We start from the raw sequence: 21,842 nt of genomic DNA on the forward strand, positions 1-21,842 counted from the left end.
ACATAAAAAAGGCAGAAAATAATCTGCCCCAGACTTTATAGGAAAACGCTCGCATCCTTCGTTGTTCCCCTCGGCTGACAAGCGTTTCCGATCAGTCTGAATCGATCCATTAGTAATAGCTTGCCACATCGACAATATTGGCGATAAGGAAGATGATTGTGAAAAAAGCAAATGAAGCAATAAAGCCGATACCTGAAGGGACGATGTCATTTGCTTTATCTTGAACGTCCTGTTCGAATTTGTTCATAAGGCACCTCCTTGTCTACGTCTAGTATACGCGATTCGCCTAAAAATGAAAAGGCTGTCTGAAAGCGTCTAAAAAAAGCACCATTTCCTTTTTACATGCATACAATGCCATAGACGATAGGGTTGCCCGCATGCTATTAGAATACCTAGGGTTCTTGGCGGCATGCGTTCATTATAGATTAACTAGCAAAGAGGGAGGCGGAATGGCCTGCCTCTTGCTTTATGGGCAATAAAGGCTATCCAGGTCGCTTAAAGAGGGGCTTCTTGGGTGATCGCCCCTTTTGGCGAAAGAGACCAAGCGAACCCTCTTATTCCAAGAGTTATCTTTTATTAGGCAATGGCTAATAAGCGAATCCCGTTGTTCAAGAGCTACTTTATCAAGCATTTGTCGATAAAACTTCGGGCAATTGGCTTTCCCTTTACTATCGACAAATAACCCGTTCATCGCAACCGATATTATCCGTTAGGCTATGCTACGAAGAGGGAGATTTCTTTCGGAAATATGTTAAAATAAACATGAACAGGTCAGGAATATAGGGGATAGGTTGGATATGAGCATCATTACGGAAATGAACCAATTGTCGAGTGAGACAATGGCACCGGTATACTTTTTGTATGGGACAGAACGTTATTTAATCGAGCAATTTTTACAAAAAGCAAGCGAAGCATTATTTGCAGGGGAAGAAGGCGAAATGAATGATATTCGCTTACGCTTACAAGATACGCCGCTAGGGGAAGTGGTGGAGGAAGCGGAGACTGTTCCGTTTTTCTCAAAGCGGAAACTTGTTGTGATCCAAGACTTTTATTTGGCAACGAGCCAGAAAGTAGCGACAAAACTGGAGCATGACATTCCCGCACTGGAAGCCTATCTCGACTCGCCTGCACAAGAAACCGTGCTTGTCGTTGTCGCGCCGTATGAAAAATTAGATGAACGCAAGAAAATCACCAAAAAATTAAAAAAACAAACGAGCGCTATTGATGTGAATCCATTTGATGAAAAGGAAACATTTGCGTGGATGGAGGCGATAGCTAAACAGGAGGGCGTTGCGATCGAGCAAGACGCGAAGCAATTGCTGTATAAGCGTACAGGCCCTAACTTGATGTTGTTGCACCGTGAATTGGAGAAGTGCATGTTGTATAGCAAAGACGGGGACCCAGTCACAGCAAGCATTGTCGACGAACTCGTTGCTGAGACAGTGGAACAAAGTGTATTTACTGTTATTGACTACACGGCGAAAGGCCGTGCTGGTGACGCGGTCCGGCTTTACCACCAGCTGTTGAGGCAAAAAGAAGAGCCGCTGGCCATACTGGCGTTGTTGACGCGGCAATTTCGGCAATTTTTCCAGGTGAAAACGAGGCTAGCCAAAGGGTACACGCAAAAAGAGATGGCATCACAGCTTAAATTGCATCCTTATGTAGTAAAGCTCGCCATGCAGCAAGTCAAAGCGTTAACGACCAAGCAATTAAGACAAGCTCTTATCGTTTGCGAAGAAACTGACTATGCCATTAAGACAGGGCAGGCCGATAAAGAGTTGGCCGTCGAGCTGTTGCTGCTGCGATTGGCAAGCACGTAAAAAGCCTAAGACTAGCGTCTAAGGCTTTTTGTTTTTGCCATAAAAAAGATCACGGGGCAATGCCCGAGATCTAGCAAGTCTTATTAAGCAGACAATCCGTTCAGTTTTTTCGCTAGGCGCGACTTTTGACGGGATGCAGCGTTTTTATGGATAAGACCTTTTGTAGCGGCTTTATCAAGCTTTTTCGATGCTTCAACAAACGCAGCTTGCGCTTTTTCTACATCCCCATTTGCTGCAGCAGTTTCAAAATGTTTCACTGCTGTGCGGAGCGCTGATTTTTGCGCAGCATTTTGTGCGCGGCGTTTTTCGTTTGTTTTCACACGTTTGATCGCAGATTTAATATTTGGCATTTATTTCACCTCCAACTTAAATGGCTTATTCCACTTATAGCCATCATTAAGCGCTAGTACAACAATCTGCATTTTATCAAAACTAGAAGCCCATTGCAATACAAACGAGGGAAACAGCTTGCAAAAGGGGCGAATGTTTTTTCGCGCGTGAGAGACAATACAAGTAGTCCACTGATAAAAAGGAGGCGGTTTTGGATGCCTGATTTAAATATGGAACCATTTCAAATTAGAACGGATTTAGCGCTTGAAGCACATGAAATGGCGGTTGAAGAACAACGTGAAAAAGCCGGTCAAGAAAGTTCAAGTGCGGTAACGGACGTAGTGGTAAAAGAGGAAACGGTGGAAGGCGTTAAAATTACTACTGTAGAAATCGGGGAGGAAGGCGCGAAACGGTTAAATAAACGTGCTGGTCATTACTTAACGTTTGAAGCGCAAGGAATAAGGAAAAAAGACACGGCCCTCCAAGACAATATCGAACGCGTCTTTGCAAAAGAGTTTGCTGCTTTTTTACGCAATAAAGGAATTAAAGACTCGGACACTTGTTTAGTTGTTGGATTGGGCAATTGGAATGTGACGCCTGATGCGCTAGGGCCATTGGCGGTGGAAGAATTACTGGTTACTAGGCATTTGTTTCAATTGGCTCCCGAAGAAATAGAGGAGGGCTACCGACCAGTAAGTGCATTGACACCAGGCGTGATGGGGACGACTGGGATTGAAACAAGCGACATTGTTTTCGGCGTTATTGAAAAAACAAAACCGGACTTTGTCGTTGTCATTGACGCTCTTGCTTCTCGTTCCATTGAGCGGGTAAATACGACCATTCAAGTTGCAGATACAGGCATCCATCCAGGGAGTGGCGTCGGCAACAACCGCAAAGCAATGAACGAAGAAACACTAGGCATTCCCGTTATTGCAATCGGTATTCCTACGGTTGTAGACGCTGTGACGATTACGTCGGATGCGATTGATTATGTGATGAAACATTTGGGCAAAGAAATGCGTGAAGGCAACAAGCCGTCAAAAAGGTTAGCGCCAGCTGGGATGATGTTTGGCGAAAAGCGGCAACTAACCGATGAAGATTTGCCTGATGAAAAGGGCAGACAAGCCATTATGGGGATGGTCGGAGGGCTTGAAGGCCCTGAAAAGCGGCAATTGATCCAAGAAGTGCTCGCCCCTCTTGGCCATAACTTAATGGTAACACCAAAAGAAATAGACGTCTTTATTGAAGACATGGCCCATGTGGTAGCTGGCGGGCTAAATGCAGCTTTGCATGGCCAAGTCGATCAAAAAAACGTCGGCGCTTATACTCATTAATAAAAGAAAGCAGGCACTCGCCTGCTTTCTTTTCTGTTCTATGGCCTCTCCTTGATACATAAGATGGAAGGACAAGCACAACAGGGAGGTCGTCAAATATGAAACAAGGCCAATCACATTCGCGCTTTATGCGTATTGCAGCTAGCTTGGTCATTACGTTGATGGCGGTCTTTCTTTGCACGAGTGTATTGGTGTCATCGGGGCCAAGCAAAACATTCTCTTCCCGTGCGCTGGCAAATTGGACAACCACGTTAAGCGGGGGACATTTCCTAAAGTTGATGGGCACAGAAAACCGCGTTTTTACGGAAGCGTTGCCTGACGAAGAAAGGGAGTCGTTTTCGTTAGGCTCGTTGTTTTTTGCGATTACGACAAGCATTAACCCAGATGATCCAAGGAGCCTGCTTGGTCGTGAGCTTCCTGGTTTTTCATTGTTTGACACGACCATTCATATTGCCGGTGAAGGCACTGATTATACAAGTTTGCCTGTTGAATCATCGCCACCGGACGATTTGCTCGCCAGCGAACAGAAAGCAAAACAAGAGGCGCTTGACCGTAAAAAGGCGGAAGAGGAAGCAGCCAAGAAAAAAGAAGCGGAGCAAGCAAACAAAGCGGACGAAGACAAAGTGGTCGATGTGTACATTGGCACAACGCATACGTATGAATCATTCTTTCCTGAATTGGAGATGGAGGATACAGAAAACGCCAATAAAGCGACGCACAAGGAGATCAATATGACAATGGTAGCGGATCGCTTAAAGCAAGCGTTGGAACAACATGGCATTTACGCCCAAGTAGAGGAGCGCGATGTCCAGGCAACGTTAGTGGAACGTGGATTAGGATATGAGGCTTCTTATGACGTTTCTCGTGAATTTATTAAGTCGGCGAAAGCTGACAACGACGACTTAATGTATTTCTTTGACTTGCACAGGGATTCGATCCGGAGAGATAAAACAACAGTGACGATCAATGGCGAAACATTTGCGCGTCCATTCTTTGTAGTCGGTCAAAACTACGCTGATTTTGAATCGAATTTGCAAATTGCAAATGAGCTTCATAAAAAGCTAGAGGAAATTTACCCGTCATTAAGCCGAGGCGTCTTTAAAAAGAGTGGAGCAAGTACAAACGGGCGGTTTAACCAAGATTTGTTTGCCAATTCGATTTTGCTTGAAATTGGTGGTGTCGATAACTCGCTTGAAGAAGCGTACCGTTCAATCGATGCGTTTGCTGAAGTGTTCGCAGATTACTACTATAACGAGAAAGAAGGGGAGAACGAATGAAGCGCTTAGGGAAATTCGGGGTGTTGCTTATTGTATGTATGCTGTTTGGCATGATGCTCGGAGTCCAGCTTATGAGCGAACACGCCGGCTTAAGCGAAACTAAACCACTTGAGTTGAACAAGGAAGAGCCTGTTAAGGAAATTCCGGCCACTCCTCCTACACCTACAGTAGCAGACGCAGAATTTGCAGGCACGACGAACTTTTTTTCTGAATTGGGATTAACGCTTGCAAGTGGAGCTGAGTCTGCGGCGAGAAGCGGTTTAGAGGGGCTGATGACAGCAGTACGTAATGGAATCAATAAAGAAAGCGAACGCCATGACGAATCCGCTGAAAGCTCTTATTGAAGCGCCGCCATTGGCTTGCTATAATAAGGGGCAGTGTACATGTACGCATTTTAGGGGTGAGTCAAGAAAAATGAACAACGACCAACGACTTGAGCGGCAGTCGAGAATCCGAAACTTCTCGATTATCGCCCATATTGACCACGGGAAATCAACATTGGCAGACCGCATCCTTGAAAGGACCGGGGCATTGACTGACCGTGAAATGAAAGAACAAGCGCTTGATGCAATGGACTTGGAACGCGAGCGAGGCATAACGATTAAGCTGAACGCAGTCCAATTGAAATACAAAGCCAAAGACGGAAACGAGTATATTTTTCATTTAATTGATACGCCAGGACATGTCGATTTTACTTATGAAGTGTCCCGCAGCCTCGCTGCTTGTGAAGGGGCGCTTCTTATCGTTGATAGCGCCCAAGGAATTGAGGCGCAAACGCTCGCCAACGTTTACTTGGCATTAGACAATGACTTGGAAATTTTGCCTGTTATTAATAAAATCGACTTGCCAAGCGCAGAGCCAGAACGTGTGAAAAAAGAAGTGGAAGACGTCATTGGCCTTGATGCTTCCGATGCTGTATTGGCTTCTGCCAAAAATGGCATCGGCATTGAAGACATTTTGGAACAGGTCGTTGAGAAAGTGCCTGCCCCTGCTGGCGATCCAACAGCACCGCTTAAAGCGTTAATATTTGACTCGCTCTATGATCCATACCGTGGCGTCATTGCTTATATCCGTATCGTCGAGGGCACTGTTCGCCCTGGTGAAAAAATTAGGATGATGCAAACAGGGAAGGAATTTGAAGTGAATGAAGTTGGCGTATTTACGCCAAAAGCAGTCAAATGCGAAGAATTAACTGTAGGTGATGTAGGCTTTTTAACAGCAGCGATCAAAAATGTCAGCGACTCTCGTGTCGGCGACACGATAACAAGCGCCGTCAATCCAGCACAAGAGGCATTGCCTGGCTATCGGCGGATGAATCCAATGGTCTATTGCGGCCTTTATCCGATCGATACAAATGATTACAACGATCTACGCGAGGCATTGGAGCGCCTCGAGCTGAATGATGCTTCTCTCCAGTATGAACCAGAAACGTCACAAGCACTTGGTTTTGGTTTCCGCTGCGGCTTTTTAGGATTGCTTCACATGGAAATTATTCAGGAGCGGATTGAACGGGAATTTGGGATTTCCTTAATTACGACAGCGCCATCGGTTATTTACCATGTGACGCTTACAGACGGCAATACGATCCAAATTGACAACCCGACAAATATGCCTGATCCCCAAAAAATGGACCATGTCGAAGAGCCGTATGTCAAATCGACTGTGATGGTGCCTAATGACTATGTTGGTGCAGTCATGGAGCTTTGCCAAAGCAAGCGCGGCATTTTTGTGGACATGCAGTATTTGGATGAAAACCGCGTACAAATCATTTATGAGATCCCTTTATCGGAAATTGTCTACGATTTCTTTGATCAATTGAAATCGAATACGAAAGGGTATGCCTCTTTTGATTATGAACTAATCGGCTACAGGCAATCAAAATTAGTAAAAATGGACATTTTATTGAACGGCGAGAAAGTTGACGCTCTGTCCGTCATTGTCCACCGCGATTCGGCATATGAACGGGGGAAAGTGATCGTCGAAAAACTGAAAGAGTTAATTCCGCGCCAGCAATTTGAAGTGCCTGTCCAAGCAAGTATTGGCACAAAAATTATCGCTCGTTCGACGATCAAAGCAATCCGCAAAAATGTGTTAGCTAAATGTTATGGCGGCGACATTTCGCGTAAACGAAAGCTTCTTGAGAAGCAAAAAGAAGGCAAGAAGCGAATGAAAGCAGTTGGAAACGTCGAGATTCCACAGGAAGCTTTTATGGCTGTACTGCGCATGGACGACAAGTAAGCAATACTTGTGCATGATGCCCTTATAGAATTGTCCGCTTCCAGCCGTAAAAGAGCCGACCTCTAAATGAAAATACGTAGAGGCCACCTTCTGTATTTAGGAGGTCGGCTTTTTTCTGTCAAATCAATTCCTTTTGCTACAAATTTGCTGGGGCTGCTACGCCTCCTCCAAGGGTAGGCTTGAGGAAAGGACACTTAAATGAGCAAGGAGGAGAGACGCGTGAGCCACTCGCTATATGTGCATATTCCATTTTGTGAACATATCTGTCATTATTGTGATTTTAATAAAGTATTTATTGAAAACCAGCCTGTGGATGCCTACATTGACGCTTTAATTGAAGAAATGAAACAAGCCCGTGCCCGTCGAAGAGATGGCCTAGTGAAAACGATTTATGTTGGTGGTGGCACGCCGACAGCGTTAACGGCTATACAACTAGAACGACTGTTTTCAGCGATAGAGAGCCTTTTCGATTTAAGCGCACTGGAAGAATGGACGGTTGAAGTGAACCCAGACAGCGCCGATGAAGATAAGCTCGGAGTTATGAAACGTTACGGTGTCAACCGCTTAAGCATAGGCGCGCAAACATTCAACCAAAAGCTGTTAGCGGATATTGGACGAACCCATTCGCCCGAAGGGGTGGAGCAGGCTGTTCGCAAGGCGCGTTCATTAGGGTTTACCAATCTTTCTATTGATTTAATGCTCGGCTTGCCAAACCAATCAGTTGCCGACTTTGAACGCTCAGTCGATCGCGCTTTGTCCTTAGACGTAGAACATATTTCCGCTTATGCATTAAAAATTGAAAAACAAACTGTCTTTTATAACCGTTACAAAAAAGGGCAGCTCCACTTGCCCCCTGAAGACGATGATGTAGCGATGTATGAGCTGCTTAAGAAAAAAACAGCCGCAGCTGGGCTTGACCAGTATGAAATTAGCAATTTCGGCAAACCTGGCTATGAGAGCAAACATAATCTTGTCTATTGGCGCAATGAACCATATGCCGGTTTTGGCGCCGGTGCTTCTGGCTATGAAAATCAAGTGCGCTACCAAAATATCAATCCCGTTGCAAAATATATTGAAGCTGTGTGGGCTACTGGAGAGCCGCGGTTGCGGACCCATGTCGTCAGTCGGGCCGAGTGTTTAGAAGAGGCTGTTTTTTTAGGGCTTCGTATTCGTAGCGGTATAAATAAAGCTGATTTTTTTGCGCGTTATGGGCTAGACGTGGAGTCGCTGTTTGCCAAAGAAATCGCAGAAGGGAAACGAAAAAGGCTTCTAGAAGAAAACGACCACGTGATTCGTTTGACAGAAAATGGGTTGTTGCTTGGGAATGAAGCATTTGCATTGTTTGTGGCTGTTTTAGAAGACAGCGAGCTGCAAGGCGATCATTGAGCGTTTTTTCATTGACAAATGGACACCTGTTTGATAGTGTATCAATAGTATTAGCACTCGTTGCATTTGAGTGCTAACAGGAGGTGCTGGGATGTTAACGGAAAGACAACTGTTGGTGTTACATGCGATCGTTGACGACTATGTTCGCTCTGCTGAGCCGGTTGGTTCGCGCAGCATCTCGAAACGAGAGGATATCCCATACAGTCCAGCAACGATTCGGAACGAAATGGCTGATCTCGAAGAACTGGGATTTTTGGAAAAACCCCATAGTTCAGCTGGCCGTGTCCCCTCTCAACAAGGGTACCGGTACTATGTCGACCATTTATTGTCGCCGCACCGTTTGACTGTAGCTGAGCGAGCTGGCCTTTCCAGGCTGACAACAGCCAGGCTCCAGGCAATGGAAGAGGTGTTCCAAGAATCGGCGCGTATTTTGTCAGAAATGACTAGCTATGTGTCGATTGTACTTGGCCCAGAATCGATAAATGAACGTTTGCGCCATATACAAATCATCCCGATGAGCAACCAAAAGGCTGTTGTGATCCTTGTAAGCGAAAACGGGCATGTTGAAAACAGGCTTGTCCAAGTGGATGAAAATGTGACGCCTTCCGATTTAGAGCGGACGGTCAATTTGTTAAATGAGCGCCTTGTTGGCACGCCGTTGTCTTCTTTGCAACGGAAGTTGAATACAGAGCTTGCCCAACTTTTTAAAGCGCATATCAATAACTACGAACATATTCTCCATATGCTTCAGCAGTCAATGGTTCCTGCTTCAGGAGAGAAACTATTCTTTTCAGGGAAAACCAATTTAATGGAACAGCCTGAATTTCAAGATGTTGAGAAAATGAGGCTTCTCTATAAAGCACTTGAAGAGGAAAATTTATTGCAAAAGTGGCTGCGCGCACAACAAACAGATGGGCTCCATGTTTCGATTGGCCAAGAAAACGAACTGGAAGCGTTCGAGTCTTGCAGTGTCATTACAGCATCTTATGCCATTGACGGCCGCCATGTCGGGACGCTAGGCGTGATCGGACCGACAAGAATGGAATATAAGCGGATGATTAAAGTGGTTGACTCCTTGTCGAAAGACTTGACAAAACGGTTAACTGGTTTTGAACGTTAGTATTTCGTATACGCAGCAGTCCTCTGCTGCTATACATAGAAGGCGCGGGCAAATGTCCAAAGCCCGCAAGCTATAGACGATGATTTTACAGGAGGTGAACAAACGTGGCAGAAGAGAAGAACGAGGAACTGCAAACAGAAGAAACAGAACAAACAAAAGAAGACGGCCACGGCGATTCCGCTGAGCAAGAAGAGACTGAAAACAATAGCGGAACTGAAGTTGAAGAACAAGAAGAGCCAGAGGTTCACCCTCTTGAAATAGAGCTAAATGAATTGAAAGACCGTCTCGCTCGCGTTCGTGCTGATTATGAAAATTTTCGCCGTCGCACAAAAGAGGAGAAAGAGGCGCAGGCAAAATACCGCGCCCAAGGCTTTATTGAAAAACTGCTCCCTGCGCTTGATAACTTCGAACGCGCTTTGTTGGTCGAACCTAAACATGAAGAAGCAAAGCAATTGCTCCAAGGAATGGAAATGGTGTACCGCCAAGTAGAAGAAGCATTAAAACAAGAAGGGGTAGAACCGATTCCTACAGAAGGTGAGCTGTTCGACCCACATCTCCACCAAGCAGTGATGCAAGTGTCAGAGGAAGGCTATGAGCCGAACCAAATTGTTGAGGAACTTCAAAAAGGGTACAAACTAAAAGACCGAGTGATTCGACACTCAATGGTGAAAGTAAATCAATAGGACTTGGAGGAACGACGCATGAGCAAAATTATTGGTATTGACTTAGGGACAACAAACTCTTGTGTGGCCGTAATGGAGGGCGGCGAAGCCACGGTTATCCCAAACCCAGAAGGCAACCGGACAACGCCTTCTGTAGTCGCTTTTAAAGACGGAGAGCGTCTCGTGGGCGAAGTGGCAAAGCGCCAAGCGATCACTAACCCAAATACGGTCATTTCCATTAAACGTCATATGGGTACTGATTACAAAGTAGACATTGAAGGGAAAAGTTACTCCCCTCAAGAAATTTCAGCGATTATTTTACAAAAGTTAAAAGCCGATGCAGAAGCATACCTTGGCGAGAAAGTTACCAAAGCGGTCATTACGGTTCCAGCTTATTTTAATGACTCCCAACGTCAAGCGACAAAAGACGCAGGCAAAATTGCTGGCCTTGAAGTGGACCGCATCGTCAATGAGCCGACAGCTGCAGCTCTTGCATATGGTCTTGAAAAAGAAGATGACCAAACGATTCTGGTTTATGACCTTGGCGGCGGTACGTTCGACGTTTCCATCCTTGAACTAGGCGACGGCTTCTTCGAAGTAAAAGCTACTTCTGGTGACAACAAACTAGGCGGCGATGATTTTGATGAAGTGATCATGGATCATCTTGTAGCAGAGTTTAAAAAAGAAAACGGCATCGACTTGTCGCAAGATAAAATGGCGATGCAACGTCTGAAAGACGCTGCTGAGAAAGCGAAGAAAGATTTATCTGGCGTTACGCAAACGCAAATTTCGCTGCCATTTATTACTGCCGATGCCACAGGTCCTAAGCACTTAGAGTTAACATTGACTCGTGCGAAATTCGATGAGTTGTCTGCCGACCTCGTAGAACGGACGCTTGGCCCAACACGCCGTGCGCTCTCTGATGCTGGTCTGTCCGCATCAGACATCGACAAAGTCGTCCTTGTTGGTGGATCGACTCGTATTCCGGCTGTACAAGAGGCAATTAAACAGCTAACAGGCAAAGACCCTCATAAAGGCGTCAACCCTGACGAAGTAGTAGCGCTTGGAGCTGCAGTGCAAGCAGGTGTGTTGACTGGTGATGTTAAAGACGTTGTGCTTCTTGACGTTACACCATTGTCTCTTGGAATTGAGACGATGGGCGGCGTATTCACCAAACTAATTGAACGCAACACAACGATTCCTACATCAAAATCACAAGTGTTTTCAACAGCTGCTGACAATCAGCCTTCTGTTGATATTCATGTGCTTCAAGGGGAACGGGAAATGGCTGCCGACAACAAAACGCTTGGCCGTTTCCAATTATCAGACATTCCGCCAGCACCACGGGGAGTGCCGCAAATTGAAGTGACATTTGATATTGACGCTAACGGTATTGTCAATGTTAAGGCGAAAGATCTTGGAACCAACAAAGAACAATCGATTACAATCACGTCTTCTTCAGGCCTATCAGAAGAAGAAATTGATAAAATGGTACAAGAAGCCGAAGCAAATGCAGAAGCAGACAAAAAGCGTCGCGAGCAAGTAGAACTGCGTAACGAAGCAGACCAGCTCGTCTTTTCAACTGAAAAAACGCTAAAAGATTTAGGCGACAATGTTGATCAAGTAGAAAAAGACAAAGCCGAAGCAGCAAAAGACAAGTTGAAAAAAGCACTTGAAGCCGACAACACAGACGACATTAAAGCTGCCAAGGACGAACTTCAAGAAATCGTCACTGCTTTGACGACAAAGTTGTATGAGCAAGCAGCACAAGCGGCACAAGCTCAACAAGACGGCGGCAATGAAAGTGCGGATAAGCAAGACGACAACGTTGTTGACGCAGATTACGAAGAAGTGAACGACGACGACAAAAAATAAGCTTGCTTAATGGAAGAAAGTCAAAGTCAGTAGTGGCTTTGGCTTTTTTCTCTGAAAAAAGCGCCGAGATTGCAACTGCGCTTTATATGGTGGTATGATGAACGTTATGTGAGAAAACGTGAAGCGACAGACAGCTTCAGTCGGGAGGGAAACTGCACGTGAGCAAACGAGATTACTATGAAGTGCTTGGCGTAGACCGGAATGCATCAGTAGAAGAAGTAAAAAAAGCATATCGAAAACTAGCACGAAAATATCACCCTGATGTCAACAAGGAAGAGGACGCTGAGGCGAAATTTAAGGAAGTAAAAGAAGCCTATGATACATTGAGCGATCCACAAAAGAAAGCCCGTTATGACCAGTTTGGCCATGCTGATCCAAACCAAGGATTTGGAGGAGCCGGCGCAAGTGGCGATTTTGGTGGTTTTAGCGACATTTTTGATATGTTTTTTGGCGGTGGAGGTGGGCGCCGCAATCCAAATGCCCCGCGCCAAGGGGATGACCTTCAATATACGATGACATTGGAGTTTAAAGAAGCAGTATTTGGCAAGGAAACCGAAATTGAAATCCCCCGTGAGGAAACATGCGGTACGTGCCATGGATCAGGGGCCAAACCAGGTACAAAGCCAGATACTTGTTCCCATTGCGGTGGGTCAGGTCAACTGAATGTTGAACAAAACACGCCATTTGGCCGTGTTGTTAATCGCCGTGTTTGTAACTATTGTGAAGGAACTGGGAAAATCATTAAGCAAAAATGTGCTACATGCAGCGGCAAAGGCAAAGTGCGGAAACGCAAAAAAATCAATATCAAAGTGCCAGCAGGGATTGATAATGGGCAACAACTCCGCGTAGCTGGACAAGGTGAAGCTGGGGCAAACGGGGGTCCTCCAGGCGACCTTTACGTTGTCTTCCAAGTGAAGCCACATGAATTTTTTGAACGTGATGGAGAAGACATTTATTGTGAAGTACCGCTCACTTTTCCACAAGTTGCCCTAGGGGATGAAATTGAAGTGCCAACTTTGACAGGGAAAGTTAAATTAAAAATTCCAGCAGGCACGCAAACAGGCACTAGTTTCCGCCTGAGAGGAAAAGGAGTGCCGAATGTGCATGGGCGCGGCCAAGGCGATCAGCATGTGCAAGTTCGTGTCGTAACGCCGAAAAATTTAACTGAAAATGAAAAAGAATTGATGCGTGAATTTGCCGGTATGAGCGGCGGAAGGCCAGAGGAGCAAAATGACGGATTTTTTGACAAACTGCGCCGTGCTTTCAAAGGCGATTGAAATCAAGCGAGGTGGCCGAACAAATGAAATGGGCTGAATTTCGCGTCCATACGACGCAGGAAGCGGTGGAGCCTGTATCAAATATTCTCCATGAATTAGGTGCCGCAGGCGTAGCGATTGAGGATCCCCAGGACCTTGTGACAGAGTGGAGTGTAAAGTATGGGGAAGTGTATGAGCTCTCCCCGGAGGATTACCCCGATGAAGGTGTAATGGTTAAAGCCTATTTTCCAATGGGCGCCACTTTTAAGGAAACGATTGCTGAAGTGAGAAGGCGCGTCCATAATCTCGTTTCCTTTCAAATTGACATTGGCCACGGGACAATGGATTATACAGAAGTAAAAGAAGAGGACTGGGCAACGGCATGGAAAAGCTTTTACCACCCTGTTCAAGTAACGGAGCAAGTCACCATTGTGCCGACATGGGAAGAGTATAGCGCCCGTCCAGGGGAAATCGTCATCGAATTAGATCCAGGGATGGCGTTTGGCACTGGGACACATCCAACAACGATTCTGTCGCTTCAAGCACTTGAGCATGCGGTCAAGCAAGGGGATGCAGTCATCGATGTTGGCACCGGTTCAGGTATACTTGCAATTGCTGCATGGAAATTCGGCGCCGAGTCTATTACAGCGTTGGACTTGGATGAGGTTGCTGTGAATAACGCGAAGGCGAATGTCGCCCTAAACAGCGCTAGTGACTTCGTGCATGTGCAGCAAGGCAACCTCCTAGACGATGTTGCTAGCGAAAGCGCTGATGTGCTTGTTAGCAACATTCTAGCAGAAGTCATTTTGCAGTTTACGGCCGATGCTTACCGTGTTGTCAAACGAGGCGGGCTCTTTTTAACTTCTGGAATCATCTCTAGCAAAAGAGAAGCTGTCGAAGGGGCATTAAAGGCAGTAGGTTTTCTGATTCAGGAAGTGAACGAATTGGACGACTGGGTAGCGATTGTTGCGCAAAAACCCAGCCAAGCGTAGGTAGGTGCAAAGGCATGCAGCGTTACTTTATTAAAAATGAACAGTTGACAAATGAAGTTGTCGAAATAACTGGCGACGACGCCGCGCACATTACAAAAGTGATGCGTATGCAAGCAGGCGATGGAGTCATTTGCGTCAATGAAGACGGCAAAGCCGTGCTTGTTCAGCTTTCGCAATTCGACCCATCTAGCGTCAAAGGCACCGTTCTCAACGAAATGGACAACGAGACAGAATTGCCAATCCGTGTGACGGTCGCGCAAGGCCTGCCGAAAGGCGATAAGCTTGAAACCATCGTCCAAAAAGGAACAGAACTCGGCGCGTACGCATTCGCGCCTTTTTCTGCGAGTCGATCTATAGTAAAATGGGATGAAAAGAAGGGTGCAAAAAAAACGGAGCGTTTGCAAAAGATTGCTAAGGAAGCCGCAGAACAAGCACATCGCCTTTTCGTGCCAAACGTGGCCAAGCCTGTGCCGCTAAAAGTGGTTGCCGAGGCCCTTACTCATTACGATGTCTGCATTGTTTGTGATGAAGAAGAAGCGAAGCAAGGTGAAAAGGCAAACTTAAAGCGCGCCTTTGCTATGCTCAAACCAGGCATGTCTCTTTTGGTTATTGTCGGTCCTGAAGGCGGGCTGACTCGTGAGGAAGTAGCGCTTTTGTCGGCGAAGGGCGCGGTCTCTTGCAGCATAGGCCCTCGCATTGTCCGTACTGAAACGGCTGCTATGTACGTGTTAGCTGCTCTTTCGTACCAATTTGAATTATGAGGTGAATCCAGTTGTCAACTGTTGCGTTTCATACATTAGGCTGTAAAGTAAACCATTACGAGACGGAAGCGATTTGGCAGCTGTTTAAACAAGAAGGCTATGAAAAAGTCGAGTTTGAACAGACTGCAGACGTCTATGTCATTAATACATGTACGGTCACCAATACAGGTGACAAAAAAAGCAGGCAAGTCATTCGCCGCGCGATTCGCAAAAACCCAGACGCTGTTATTTGCGTAACTGGCTGTTACGCGCAAACGTCTCCTGCTGAAGTGATGGCCATTCCTGGGGTCGATATTGTTGTCGGTACGCAAGACCGCTCGAAAATGCTTGGTTACATCGACCAATATAAAAAAGAGCGGCAGCCAATCAACGCTGTCGGCAATATTATGAAATCACGGGTATATGAAGAATTGGATGTGCCTTCATTTACGGATCGGACACGGGCGTCTTTAAAAATTCAAGAAGGCTGTAACAATTTCTGCACATTTTGCATTATTCCTTGGGCGCGAGGGTTGATGCGTTCCCGCGATCCACAAGAAGTCGTGCGCCAAGCCCAGCAACTTGTTCATGCTGGCTACAAAGAAATCGTGTTGACTGGCATTCATACTGGCGGCTATGGCGAAGATTTGAAGGATTATAGCCTTGCCCGCTTGTTAGAGGATTTGGAAAAGGTAGAGGGGCTGAAACGGCTTCGTATTTCGTCGATTGAGGCGAGCCAATTAACCGACGAGGTCATTGCGGTGATCGGCAAATCAAGCAAAGTGGTCCGCCATATGCACATTCCGCTCCAATCTGGATCGGATACGGTGCTGAAACGGATGCGCAGGAAGTATACGATGGCCGCTTATGAAGAACGGATTGAAAAGTTAAAACAAGCCCTTCCACGGCTTGCGATTACGTCCGATGTCATTGTTGGGTTTCCTGGCGAGACAGAAGAAGAGTTCCAAGAAACATACGACTTTATCGCCAAACATAAGTTCAGTGAATTGCATGTCTTTCCTTATTCGATGCGCACAGGTACGCCAGCTGCTCGGATGACAAACCAAATCGATGAGGCCATAAAAAATGAACGTGTGCACCGCTTAATTGAACTGTCAAACCAATTAGCGAAAGAATATGCCTCAAGTTTTGAGAATGAAGTGCTTGAAGTCATTCCAGAAGAGCGAGATAAAGACAACCCTGAAAGCGGCTTGTTTGTCGGCTATACAGATAACTATTTAAAAGTAAAACTAGAAGCTGATGAAACGATGATTGGAAAATTGGTGCGCGTAAAAATCAAAGAGGCGGGCTATCCATATAACCATGGCGAATTCGTCCGCGTTTTAGAAGATTACAAGCAAATTGTGTAAAAAACGCATTCCGGAAAATTCCGGGATGCGTTTTTTTTATAGAGGGTGATCATTTATTCCGAATATCTTTCCCTACCAGCGCGTTTTATACTAAAAGCAAAAGGAGGGGAAGGCATGACACAAAAAGCAAGAGATACGTTTGGACCGAATGCGAATGCCTATGTAACAAGCAAGAATCACGCAAAAGGAGAAGATTTGGAACTGCTAAAGGCGCTTATTAGCAACAGCAAAGCGAAGACGGCACTTGATATCGCGACCGGGGCGGGGCATGCTGCTAAAACGATTGCCCCTTATGTGCAAAACGTCATAGCTGTCGATGTGACGCCAGAAATGCTAGCTGCCGCTCAAAACGTAGCAGCAACAAATCGCTTAACCAATATTGAATTTGTCGAGGCTACTGCTGAAAAGCTACCATTTTCCGCTTTTGCATTTGATCTAGCCGTTTGCCGCATTGCCGCCCACCATTTTGACGAAGTCTCTGCTTTTTTAAGGGAAGCTTACAGGGTCCTTAAAGAAGGAGGACGGCTCTATTTGCTCGATAATGTTGCCTTAGAGGAAGACGCCCTTGACCGCTTTTATAATAAGCTTGAAACATACCGCGATCCGAGCCATGTTCGCGCTTATAAAAAATCAGAATGGTTAAAAATGGCAGAAGAAGCGGGTTTTACCGTTAAACAGCTGCACACGTTTTGCAAGCAATTTGATTTTCATGACTGGACAGCGAGGGTGCAGTTGAATGAAGCAAAAAAACGTGATCTAGGAAAGTGGATGTTAGCGGCAGGAGAAAGAGAGAAACAAGCATATGCGATCAAAGAAGTAGACGGAGCGGTCTCTACTTTTTGTGGGCAATCGATTTTGCTTGAGCTTCAAAAAAACTAAAAAGCAGCATGGCGCAAGGGGATCCTTGCGCCATGCTCGTATGCACTTATGATCGCTGGGTACTGAGCCATTGTCGCCCTTCAACAAAACGGGCAGTCAACATCGAACAAACGGTGTTGCCACATGAGTTAAGCAGTGTAGCCGGGGCGTCAATAATCGTTGAAATGACAGCAATTAGCGGCAATGCTTCTGGTGGAAAGCCAAAAATGCTAAGAATAAGCATTTCACCAACAAGGCCGCCGCCAGGAATAGCTCCCATCACGGCGCCAACTAAAAAAGCGACTGCCAAGATGCTTAAAACCGCGGTAGGGCTTGCCATCTCCTTACCAAATAGCGTAAAGAGAAAGACAATCTTTAAAACACCGCCAATCACAGACCCGTCTTTATGGGTATTAGCTCCTAAGGGAATCACTGTTTCAGCAATGTCCTTGGGGACGCCCATCCGTTTTGCTGCCTGCAAATTAACGGGAATGCTCGCTGCACTTGAACATGTGGCCAGTGCAGTTGTCGATGGGGCGACTGCATGTTTCCAAAATGTCTTGATGCCAAGCTTGCCGCTGGCAACGTATGCATATAAAGTAAAAAAGCCAAAAAAATAAACCGCTGTAATGCCGATATATAGGAGGAGTACGCGTAAATATCCACCAAGAAGTTGGCTTCCGAGTTCGCCAATAATTGCGGCAAAATAACATCCTAAACCGATCGGAGCGTAATACATAATATAAGAAATAATTTTCATCATGACAGCCTGACCTGAACGCAAAAATTGGGCGAACGGCTTGCCCTGTTCACCAATGGCTGTAGTGGCCAAACCAACAAATACAGATAGAACAATCAATTGTAGCATGTTGCTTCGCGAAAAGAGATCGGCGAAGTCTGGGACTGTGACTGTTTGGACAAGCTCTTCAAGCAAATTGAACTCTTCATTCGCCTCTTCAGGCGTATAAGAAGAGAGCTCTCCTTGCAACGAAGCTGTTTCAGTCTCTGATAAAGGCGGGACAAGGGAAGACCCAAAAAGTGCCAAAACGCCGGCAATTGCCGCTGTCACAAAAAAGACTGCAAACATAGTGCCCATGATTTTTCCTAAGCGCTTCATCCCGTTCATCGTTGCAATCGCTGAGGAGATGCTGAAAAACACAAGTGGGACGATCATCATAAACATGAAGTTTAAAAATAAATCGCCAAATGGGCGAACGATTGTCGCATCTTCCCCAAAATAAACGCCACATGCCCCTCCTATAGCAACGGCTCCTAGTAAAATCAGTGAAAAGCGGTACTGCTGTAAAAATTGTCTCATCATCATTTCTCCTTACAAATGTACATGGCTGCTCTCTAATCATACATAGGAAAAGACAAAACGACAATCGCCAATTGCTCGTCTAGTTGGCTGTTCGTTTTGTCTTTTTTCATGGTATGATAGCTAGGCACGTACAAATCAGGAAAGGGTGGGTTCAATGGCAACCGATATCGCAAGGTTGATTGACCATACACTGCTTAAGGCAGATGCGACAAAGGAACAAATTCTCCAATTATGCAAAGAAGCACAAACATACCAATTTGCCTCAGTCTGCATTAACCCCTATTGGGTAAAACTCGCCGCTGAACAATTGAAAGAGGACAAACATGTTGCAGTTTGTACAGTAATTGGCTTTCCTCTAGGCCAATCAACGCCTGAAACGAAAGCGTTTGAAACAAAAAACGCGATTGCCAATGGCGCCACTGAAGTCGATATGGTTATCAATGTTGCGGCTCTTAAAGATAAACAAGACCAAATGGTGTTAAATGATATTCGAGCGGTTGTCGATGCTGCAAAAGATAAAGCACTGACAAAAGTCATTCTCGAAACATGCTTGTTGACGAACGAAGAAAAAGAGCGTGCATGTGCACTTGCTGTTCAAGCAGGAGCCGATTATGTCAAAACGTCTACAGGCTTCTCAACAGGAGGAGCTACGGTGGAAGATATTGCGTTAATGCGCCGAGTTGTCGGTGCGGATGTCGGTGTGAAAGCTTCCGGGGGTATTCGTGATTTAGCAGCTGTGAATGCGATGGTAGAAGCAGGTGCCACTCGTATTGGCGCAAGTGCAGGGGTAGCGATCGTAACAGGTGCCACAGGAAGTAGCGGCTACTAATACACAAAGGCGCTAAGTGCTCTAACGGATATGCCTGTCCAATGATGAAGTATACGAGCATTTGTCTACAGTCTGAAAGGCGGAGAGATACTCCGCCTTTGTTGTGTCTTTTTAAGAAAACAAGTCGCTTATAAACGCTTTTTCTGTGTCTGTTAACTGGATGTCAGCGGCCTTTTTGTTAGCTATCCATTGTTCAGCACGTTTTGCTCCAGGGATGACAACATCAATTTCTGGACGCGTCAAATACCAAGCCAGCACTACATGGGCGATGTCGGCGCCATGGTTGTCGGCGATAGGCTGTAGTTTGTTGACCTTGTCGATGTTTTCCTTAAACGTTTCTCCTTGGAAATGCTTTTGTGAATTGCGCAAATCGCCGCTAGGAAAAGTGGTTTCTTTATTATATTTACCAGCAAGCAAGCCTGATACGAGTGGAAAATAAGGGACGAATGAAATTCGGTGCTCTGTGACGTACGGAAAAATCGTCTCTTCTGCCTCCCGGTTCAGTAAATTGTATTCGCCTTGGTAAACATCGACATCCCCGTTTTTATTTGCCTCTTTTAATTGTTCCAAACTAAAGTTCGACACACCTATTGCTCGAATTTTCCCTGCCTTTTTTAATTCAGCCAATGCTTGGACGGCCTCATCTTTTGGTGTTGATTCATCAGGGAAATGAATATAAAACAAATCAATATAATCCGTTTGCAGCCGTGTTAACGCCTCATCGACTGATTTTATTAAAAAGGACGGAGAATGATCAAATACGTAATCGTTGCCTTGTTTTTTATGGGCAGCTTTGGTGGCAATAATGACATCGCTTCGCTTAAACTCTTGCAGAACTTCACCAATTAATTCTTCTGAGCGCCCTTCGCCATAAATAAATGCTGTATCAAGAAAATTGCCGCCATGTTCAATGCTTTGTCGCACCAAGTCTTTACCAGCGTTTTCATTTAAGTTCGGGTAAAGGTTGTGCCCGCCAACAGCATTGGTGCCAAGACCAATCGGATAGACGCGTAGCCCTGATTTTCCGAGAATCGACTGTTTCATTCAATCTCCTCCTTAAAAATAGTTCTTTCATGCTATTTCCCTTATAATCGCCCCTTAAAACGAAGACATGGACATGCAAGAAAGAAGTCATCCTTTTGCCACATGTTCGACAAACTGGGCAAATTTAGCTGTGAAAGGGAGGACAAGGAGTGAGCAAGCAATATTGTACAACGTACTTGCATGGGCCAATTGGACGCTAGCCGTTTTTGCAAGCAAATAGGACACATCGGCCAAGTAAGGGATCAAAGCATAAAACAAAACCGCCCCCAATAAGTTGAGCCAAATGTGGGCATGGGCTACAAGCCTAGCCGTGTGCCCTGCGCCGATGCTTGCAATGTATGCGGTTAAGCAAGTGCCGATATTGGCGCCGAGCATAATAGCGATTCCAGATTCCATTGAAAGTCCTTGATCTTGGATAAAGCCCATTGCCATGCCGATGGTAGCTGTACTGGACTGAATGATGGTCGTCACAATAGCACCGACTCCGATGCCTGTTAAGTGGCTGTCGTTTGTCCATTGAAAAAAGTGATGAGTGACAGGGAAAGAGGCGAGTGGATCTGCCAATGATTCTAGCCCTGTCATCGCTAAAAAAATGCAGCCAATTCCAAATGAAACACATCCTGCTGTGTAGGAGGCCGCACTTTTGAACATAAGCAAAACGAGCCCGAATAGCAGCAGCGGCACTGCCAGGTCGGATAGTTGGAAGGCAACCAGTTCTAATGTAAAGCAAGAGCCGATATTTGTCCCTAAAATGACACCGATCGTTTGCCTGAATGAAATGATGCCAGCAGCAACAAGCCCAACTAAAAGCACCATTACAACAGAACTTGACTGAAAAAGCGCTGTGATAAGTGTACCTGCAATCAGCCCTTTCCAAGGGGAGTCAGTCGCTTTCAACAAAAGCGTTTGGACTTTTTCTACCCCTATCTGTAATAATCCGGCTCGCAAGATGAACATGCCGAACAGAAAAAGCGTAATAAATACAGCCATGACTGTAAACAGTTCTTTTCCCATGCAACCACCTCGTCCTTACACTATATGGACAAGTGAAAATAACATGACAGCAACTTTTGCTGGGATAGGCGAAAGCGGAAGTTTGCGGATTGCAGTTGACTTAAAAAGAGCCACTGTATTATAATGTTAAGCAGACGTGCTTTATGTACGTGTTGAGTTTGGTTGTTTTCGGAGGGAGGGAAATAAAATGGCAGAAACTCGTGTTCGCAAAAACGAATCGATTGATGCTGCACTTCGTCGCTTTAAGAGATCACTCTCTAAAGAAGGAACGTTAGCTGAGGTAAGAAAACGCAAGCACTTTGAAAAGCCAAGTGTAAAACGTAAAAAGAAATCTGAAGCGGCTCGTAAACGCAAGTTCTAATTTTTGAGAGGGTGG

Annotated in this window: 21 protein-coding genes; 16 read left to right on the forward strand and 5 right to left on the reverse strand. The window is 45.6% G+C overall.

From position 1 onward, the window contains the following. Positions 1-109 precede the first annotated feature (109 nt). Positions 110-247: a YqzM family protein gene (locus V5G21_RS17640; RefSeq protein ID WP_011246493.1), complete on the reverse strand. Its 138-nt coding sequence runs from the start codon at positions 245-247 to the stop codon at positions 110-112. A 550-nt stretch (positions 248-797) separates the two neighbouring features. Here V5G21_RS17640 and holA point away from each other — a divergent pair. Continuing rightward, entirely contained in the window at positions 798-1,820 is a 1,023-nt protein-coding gene (gene holA, locus V5G21_RS17645) for a DNA polymerase III subunit delta (RefSeq protein WP_338464986.1), read from the forward strand. A gap of 83 nt (positions 1,821-1,903) precedes the next feature. Here holA and rpsT read toward each other — a convergent pair whose 3' ends face one another. Continuing rightward, positions 1,904-2,170, reverse strand: coding sequence for a 30S ribosomal protein S20 (gene rpsT, locus V5G21_RS17650; RefSeq protein WP_011246495.1), 267 nt, complete (start codon positions 2,168-2,170; stop codon positions 1,904-1,906). A gap of 195 nt (positions 2,171-2,365) precedes the next feature. Here rpsT and gpr point away from each other — a divergent pair, with 195 nt between their 5' ends. The 13 genes from gpr (at position 2,366) to V5G21_RS17715 (ending at position 17,279) form a co-directional block, all read left to right on the forward strand. Then, positions 2,366-3,484 (forward strand): GPR endopeptidase, encoded by a 1,119-nt coding sequence (gene gpr / locus V5G21_RS17655; protein ID WP_011246496.1) that lies wholly within the window; start codon positions 2,366-2,368, stop codon positions 3,482-3,484. 98 nt (positions 3,485-3,582) lie between these two features. Beyond that, positions 3,583-4,761, forward strand: a complete 1,179-nt coding sequence (locus V5G21_RS17660) for a stage II sporulation protein P (RefSeq protein WP_095316132.1) — start codon at positions 3,583-3,585, stop codon at positions 4,759-4,761. Further along, positions 4,758-5,105 carry a hypothetical protein gene (locus tag V5G21_RS17665; RefSeq protein WP_011246498.1) on the forward strand — a complete coding sequence of 116 codons (348 nt, stop codon included), beginning with the start codon at positions 4,758-4,760 and terminating at the stop codon, positions 5,103-5,105. Before V5G21_RS17660 ends, V5G21_RS17665 begins: the two co-directional genes overlap by 4 nt. 70 nt (positions 5,106-5,175) lie before the next feature. Beyond that, entirely contained in the window at positions 5,176-6,999 is a 1,824-nt protein-coding gene (gene lepA, locus V5G21_RS17670; protein ID WP_011246499.1) for a translation elongation factor 4, read from the forward strand. A gap of 219 nt (positions 7,000-7,218) precedes the next feature. After that, positions 7,219-8,385 carry a radical SAM family heme chaperone HemW gene (hemW, locus tag V5G21_RS17675; RefSeq protein WP_338464987.1) on the forward strand — a complete coding sequence of 389 codons (1,167 nt, stop codon included), beginning with the start codon at positions 7,219-7,221 and terminating at the stop codon, positions 8,383-8,385. Between the two features lie 91 nt (positions 8,386-8,476). Next, positions 8,477-9,505 carry a heat-inducible transcriptional repressor HrcA gene (hrcA, locus tag V5G21_RS17680; protein WP_011246501.1) on the forward strand — a complete coding sequence of 343 codons (1,029 nt, stop codon included), beginning with the start codon at positions 8,477-8,479 and terminating at the stop codon, positions 9,503-9,505. A gap of 104 nt (positions 9,506-9,609) precedes the next feature. Further along, positions 9,610-10,188 (forward strand): nucleotide exchange factor GrpE, encoded by a 579-nt coding sequence (gene grpE / locus V5G21_RS17685; RefSeq protein ID WP_011246502.1) that lies wholly within the window; start codon positions 9,610-9,612, stop codon positions 10,186-10,188. 18 nt (positions 10,189-10,206) lie between these two features. Next, positions 10,207-12,042 (forward strand): molecular chaperone DnaK, encoded by a 1,836-nt coding sequence (dnaK, locus tag V5G21_RS17690; RefSeq protein ID WP_095326038.1) that lies wholly within the window; start codon positions 10,207-10,209, stop codon positions 12,040-12,042. Between the two features lie 158 nt (positions 12,043-12,200). After that, complete coding sequence (gene dnaJ, locus V5G21_RS17695) at positions 12,201-13,319, forward strand: molecular chaperone DnaJ (protein WP_035203938.1); 1,119 nt, start codon at positions 12,201-12,203, stop codon at positions 13,317-13,319. A 23-nt stretch (positions 13,320-13,342) separates the two neighbouring features. Beyond that, complete coding sequence (gene prmA / locus V5G21_RS17700) at positions 13,343-14,290, forward strand: 50S ribosomal protein L11 methyltransferase (protein ID WP_338464989.1); 948 nt, start codon at positions 13,343-13,345, stop codon at positions 14,288-14,290. A gap of 14 nt (positions 14,291-14,304) precedes the next feature. Then, positions 14,305-15,051: a 16S rRNA (uracil(1498)-N(3))-methyltransferase gene (locus V5G21_RS17705; protein ID WP_338464990.1), complete on the forward strand. Its 747-nt coding sequence runs from the start codon at positions 14,305-14,307 to the stop codon at positions 15,049-15,051. A gap of 11 nt (positions 15,052-15,062) precedes the next feature. Next, the gene (gene mtaB, locus V5G21_RS17710; RefSeq protein WP_338464991.1) at positions 15,063-16,400 is read left to right on the forward strand and encodes a tRNA (N(6)-L-threonylcarbamoyladenosine(37)-C(2))-methylthiotransferase MtaB; all 1,338 of its coding nucleotides are present in this window, start codon (positions 15,063-15,065) and stop codon (positions 16,398-16,400) included. A 114-nt stretch (positions 16,401-16,514) separates the two neighbouring features. After that, positions 16,515-17,279, forward strand: a complete 765-nt coding sequence (locus V5G21_RS17715; RefSeq protein ID WP_095255083.1) for a class I SAM-dependent methyltransferase — start codon at positions 16,515-16,517, stop codon at positions 17,277-17,279. Positions 17,280-17,325: 46 nt separating this feature from the next. Here the strand turns inward: V5G21_RS17715 and V5G21_RS17720 are convergent, their stop codons facing one another. Continuing rightward, positions 17,326-18,576: a dicarboxylate/amino acid:cation symporter gene (locus V5G21_RS17720; RefSeq protein WP_063609686.1), complete on the reverse strand. Its 1,251-nt coding sequence runs from the start codon at positions 18,574-18,576 to the stop codon at positions 17,326-17,328. 157 nt (positions 18,577-18,733) lie between these two features. On the opposite strand from V5G21_RS17720, the gene deoC reads away from it, so the two are divergent. Continuing rightward, complete coding sequence (gene deoC / locus V5G21_RS17725) at positions 18,734-19,408, forward strand: deoxyribose-phosphate aldolase (RefSeq protein WP_035203955.1); 675 nt, start codon at positions 18,734-18,736, stop codon at positions 19,406-19,408. A 111-nt stretch (positions 19,409-19,519) separates the two neighbouring features. On the opposite strand, the gene V5G21_RS17730 is transcribed toward deoC, so the two are convergent. Together V5G21_RS17730 and V5G21_RS17735 are read right to left on the reverse strand one after the other, a co-directional pair. Beyond that, a complete protein-coding gene (locus V5G21_RS17730; RefSeq protein ID WP_011246511.1) occupies positions 19,520-20,452 on the reverse strand; it encodes an aldo/keto reductase in 933 nt (310 codons plus the stop codon). A gap of 87 nt (positions 20,453-20,539) precedes the next feature. Continuing rightward, on the reverse strand, positions 20,540-21,466 hold the full coding sequence (locus tag V5G21_RS17735; protein WP_035203958.1) for a Na/Pi symporter: 927 nt from the start codon (positions 21,464-21,466) through the stop codon (positions 20,540-20,542). Positions 21,467-21,653: 187 nt separating this feature from the next. On the opposite strand from V5G21_RS17735, the gene rpsU reads away from it, so the two are divergent. Next, entirely contained in the window at positions 21,654-21,827 is a 174-nt protein-coding gene (gene rpsU / locus V5G21_RS17740; RefSeq protein WP_011246513.1) for a 30S ribosomal protein S21, read from the forward strand. The last annotated feature ends 15 nt before the right edge of the window (positions 21,828-21,842 follow it).

It is taken from the genome of Shouchella rhizosphaerae (assembly GCF_036700015.1).
Classification (GTDB): domain Bacteria; phylum Bacillota; class Bacilli; order Bacillales; family Bacillaceae_D; genus Shouchella; species Shouchella rhizosphaerae.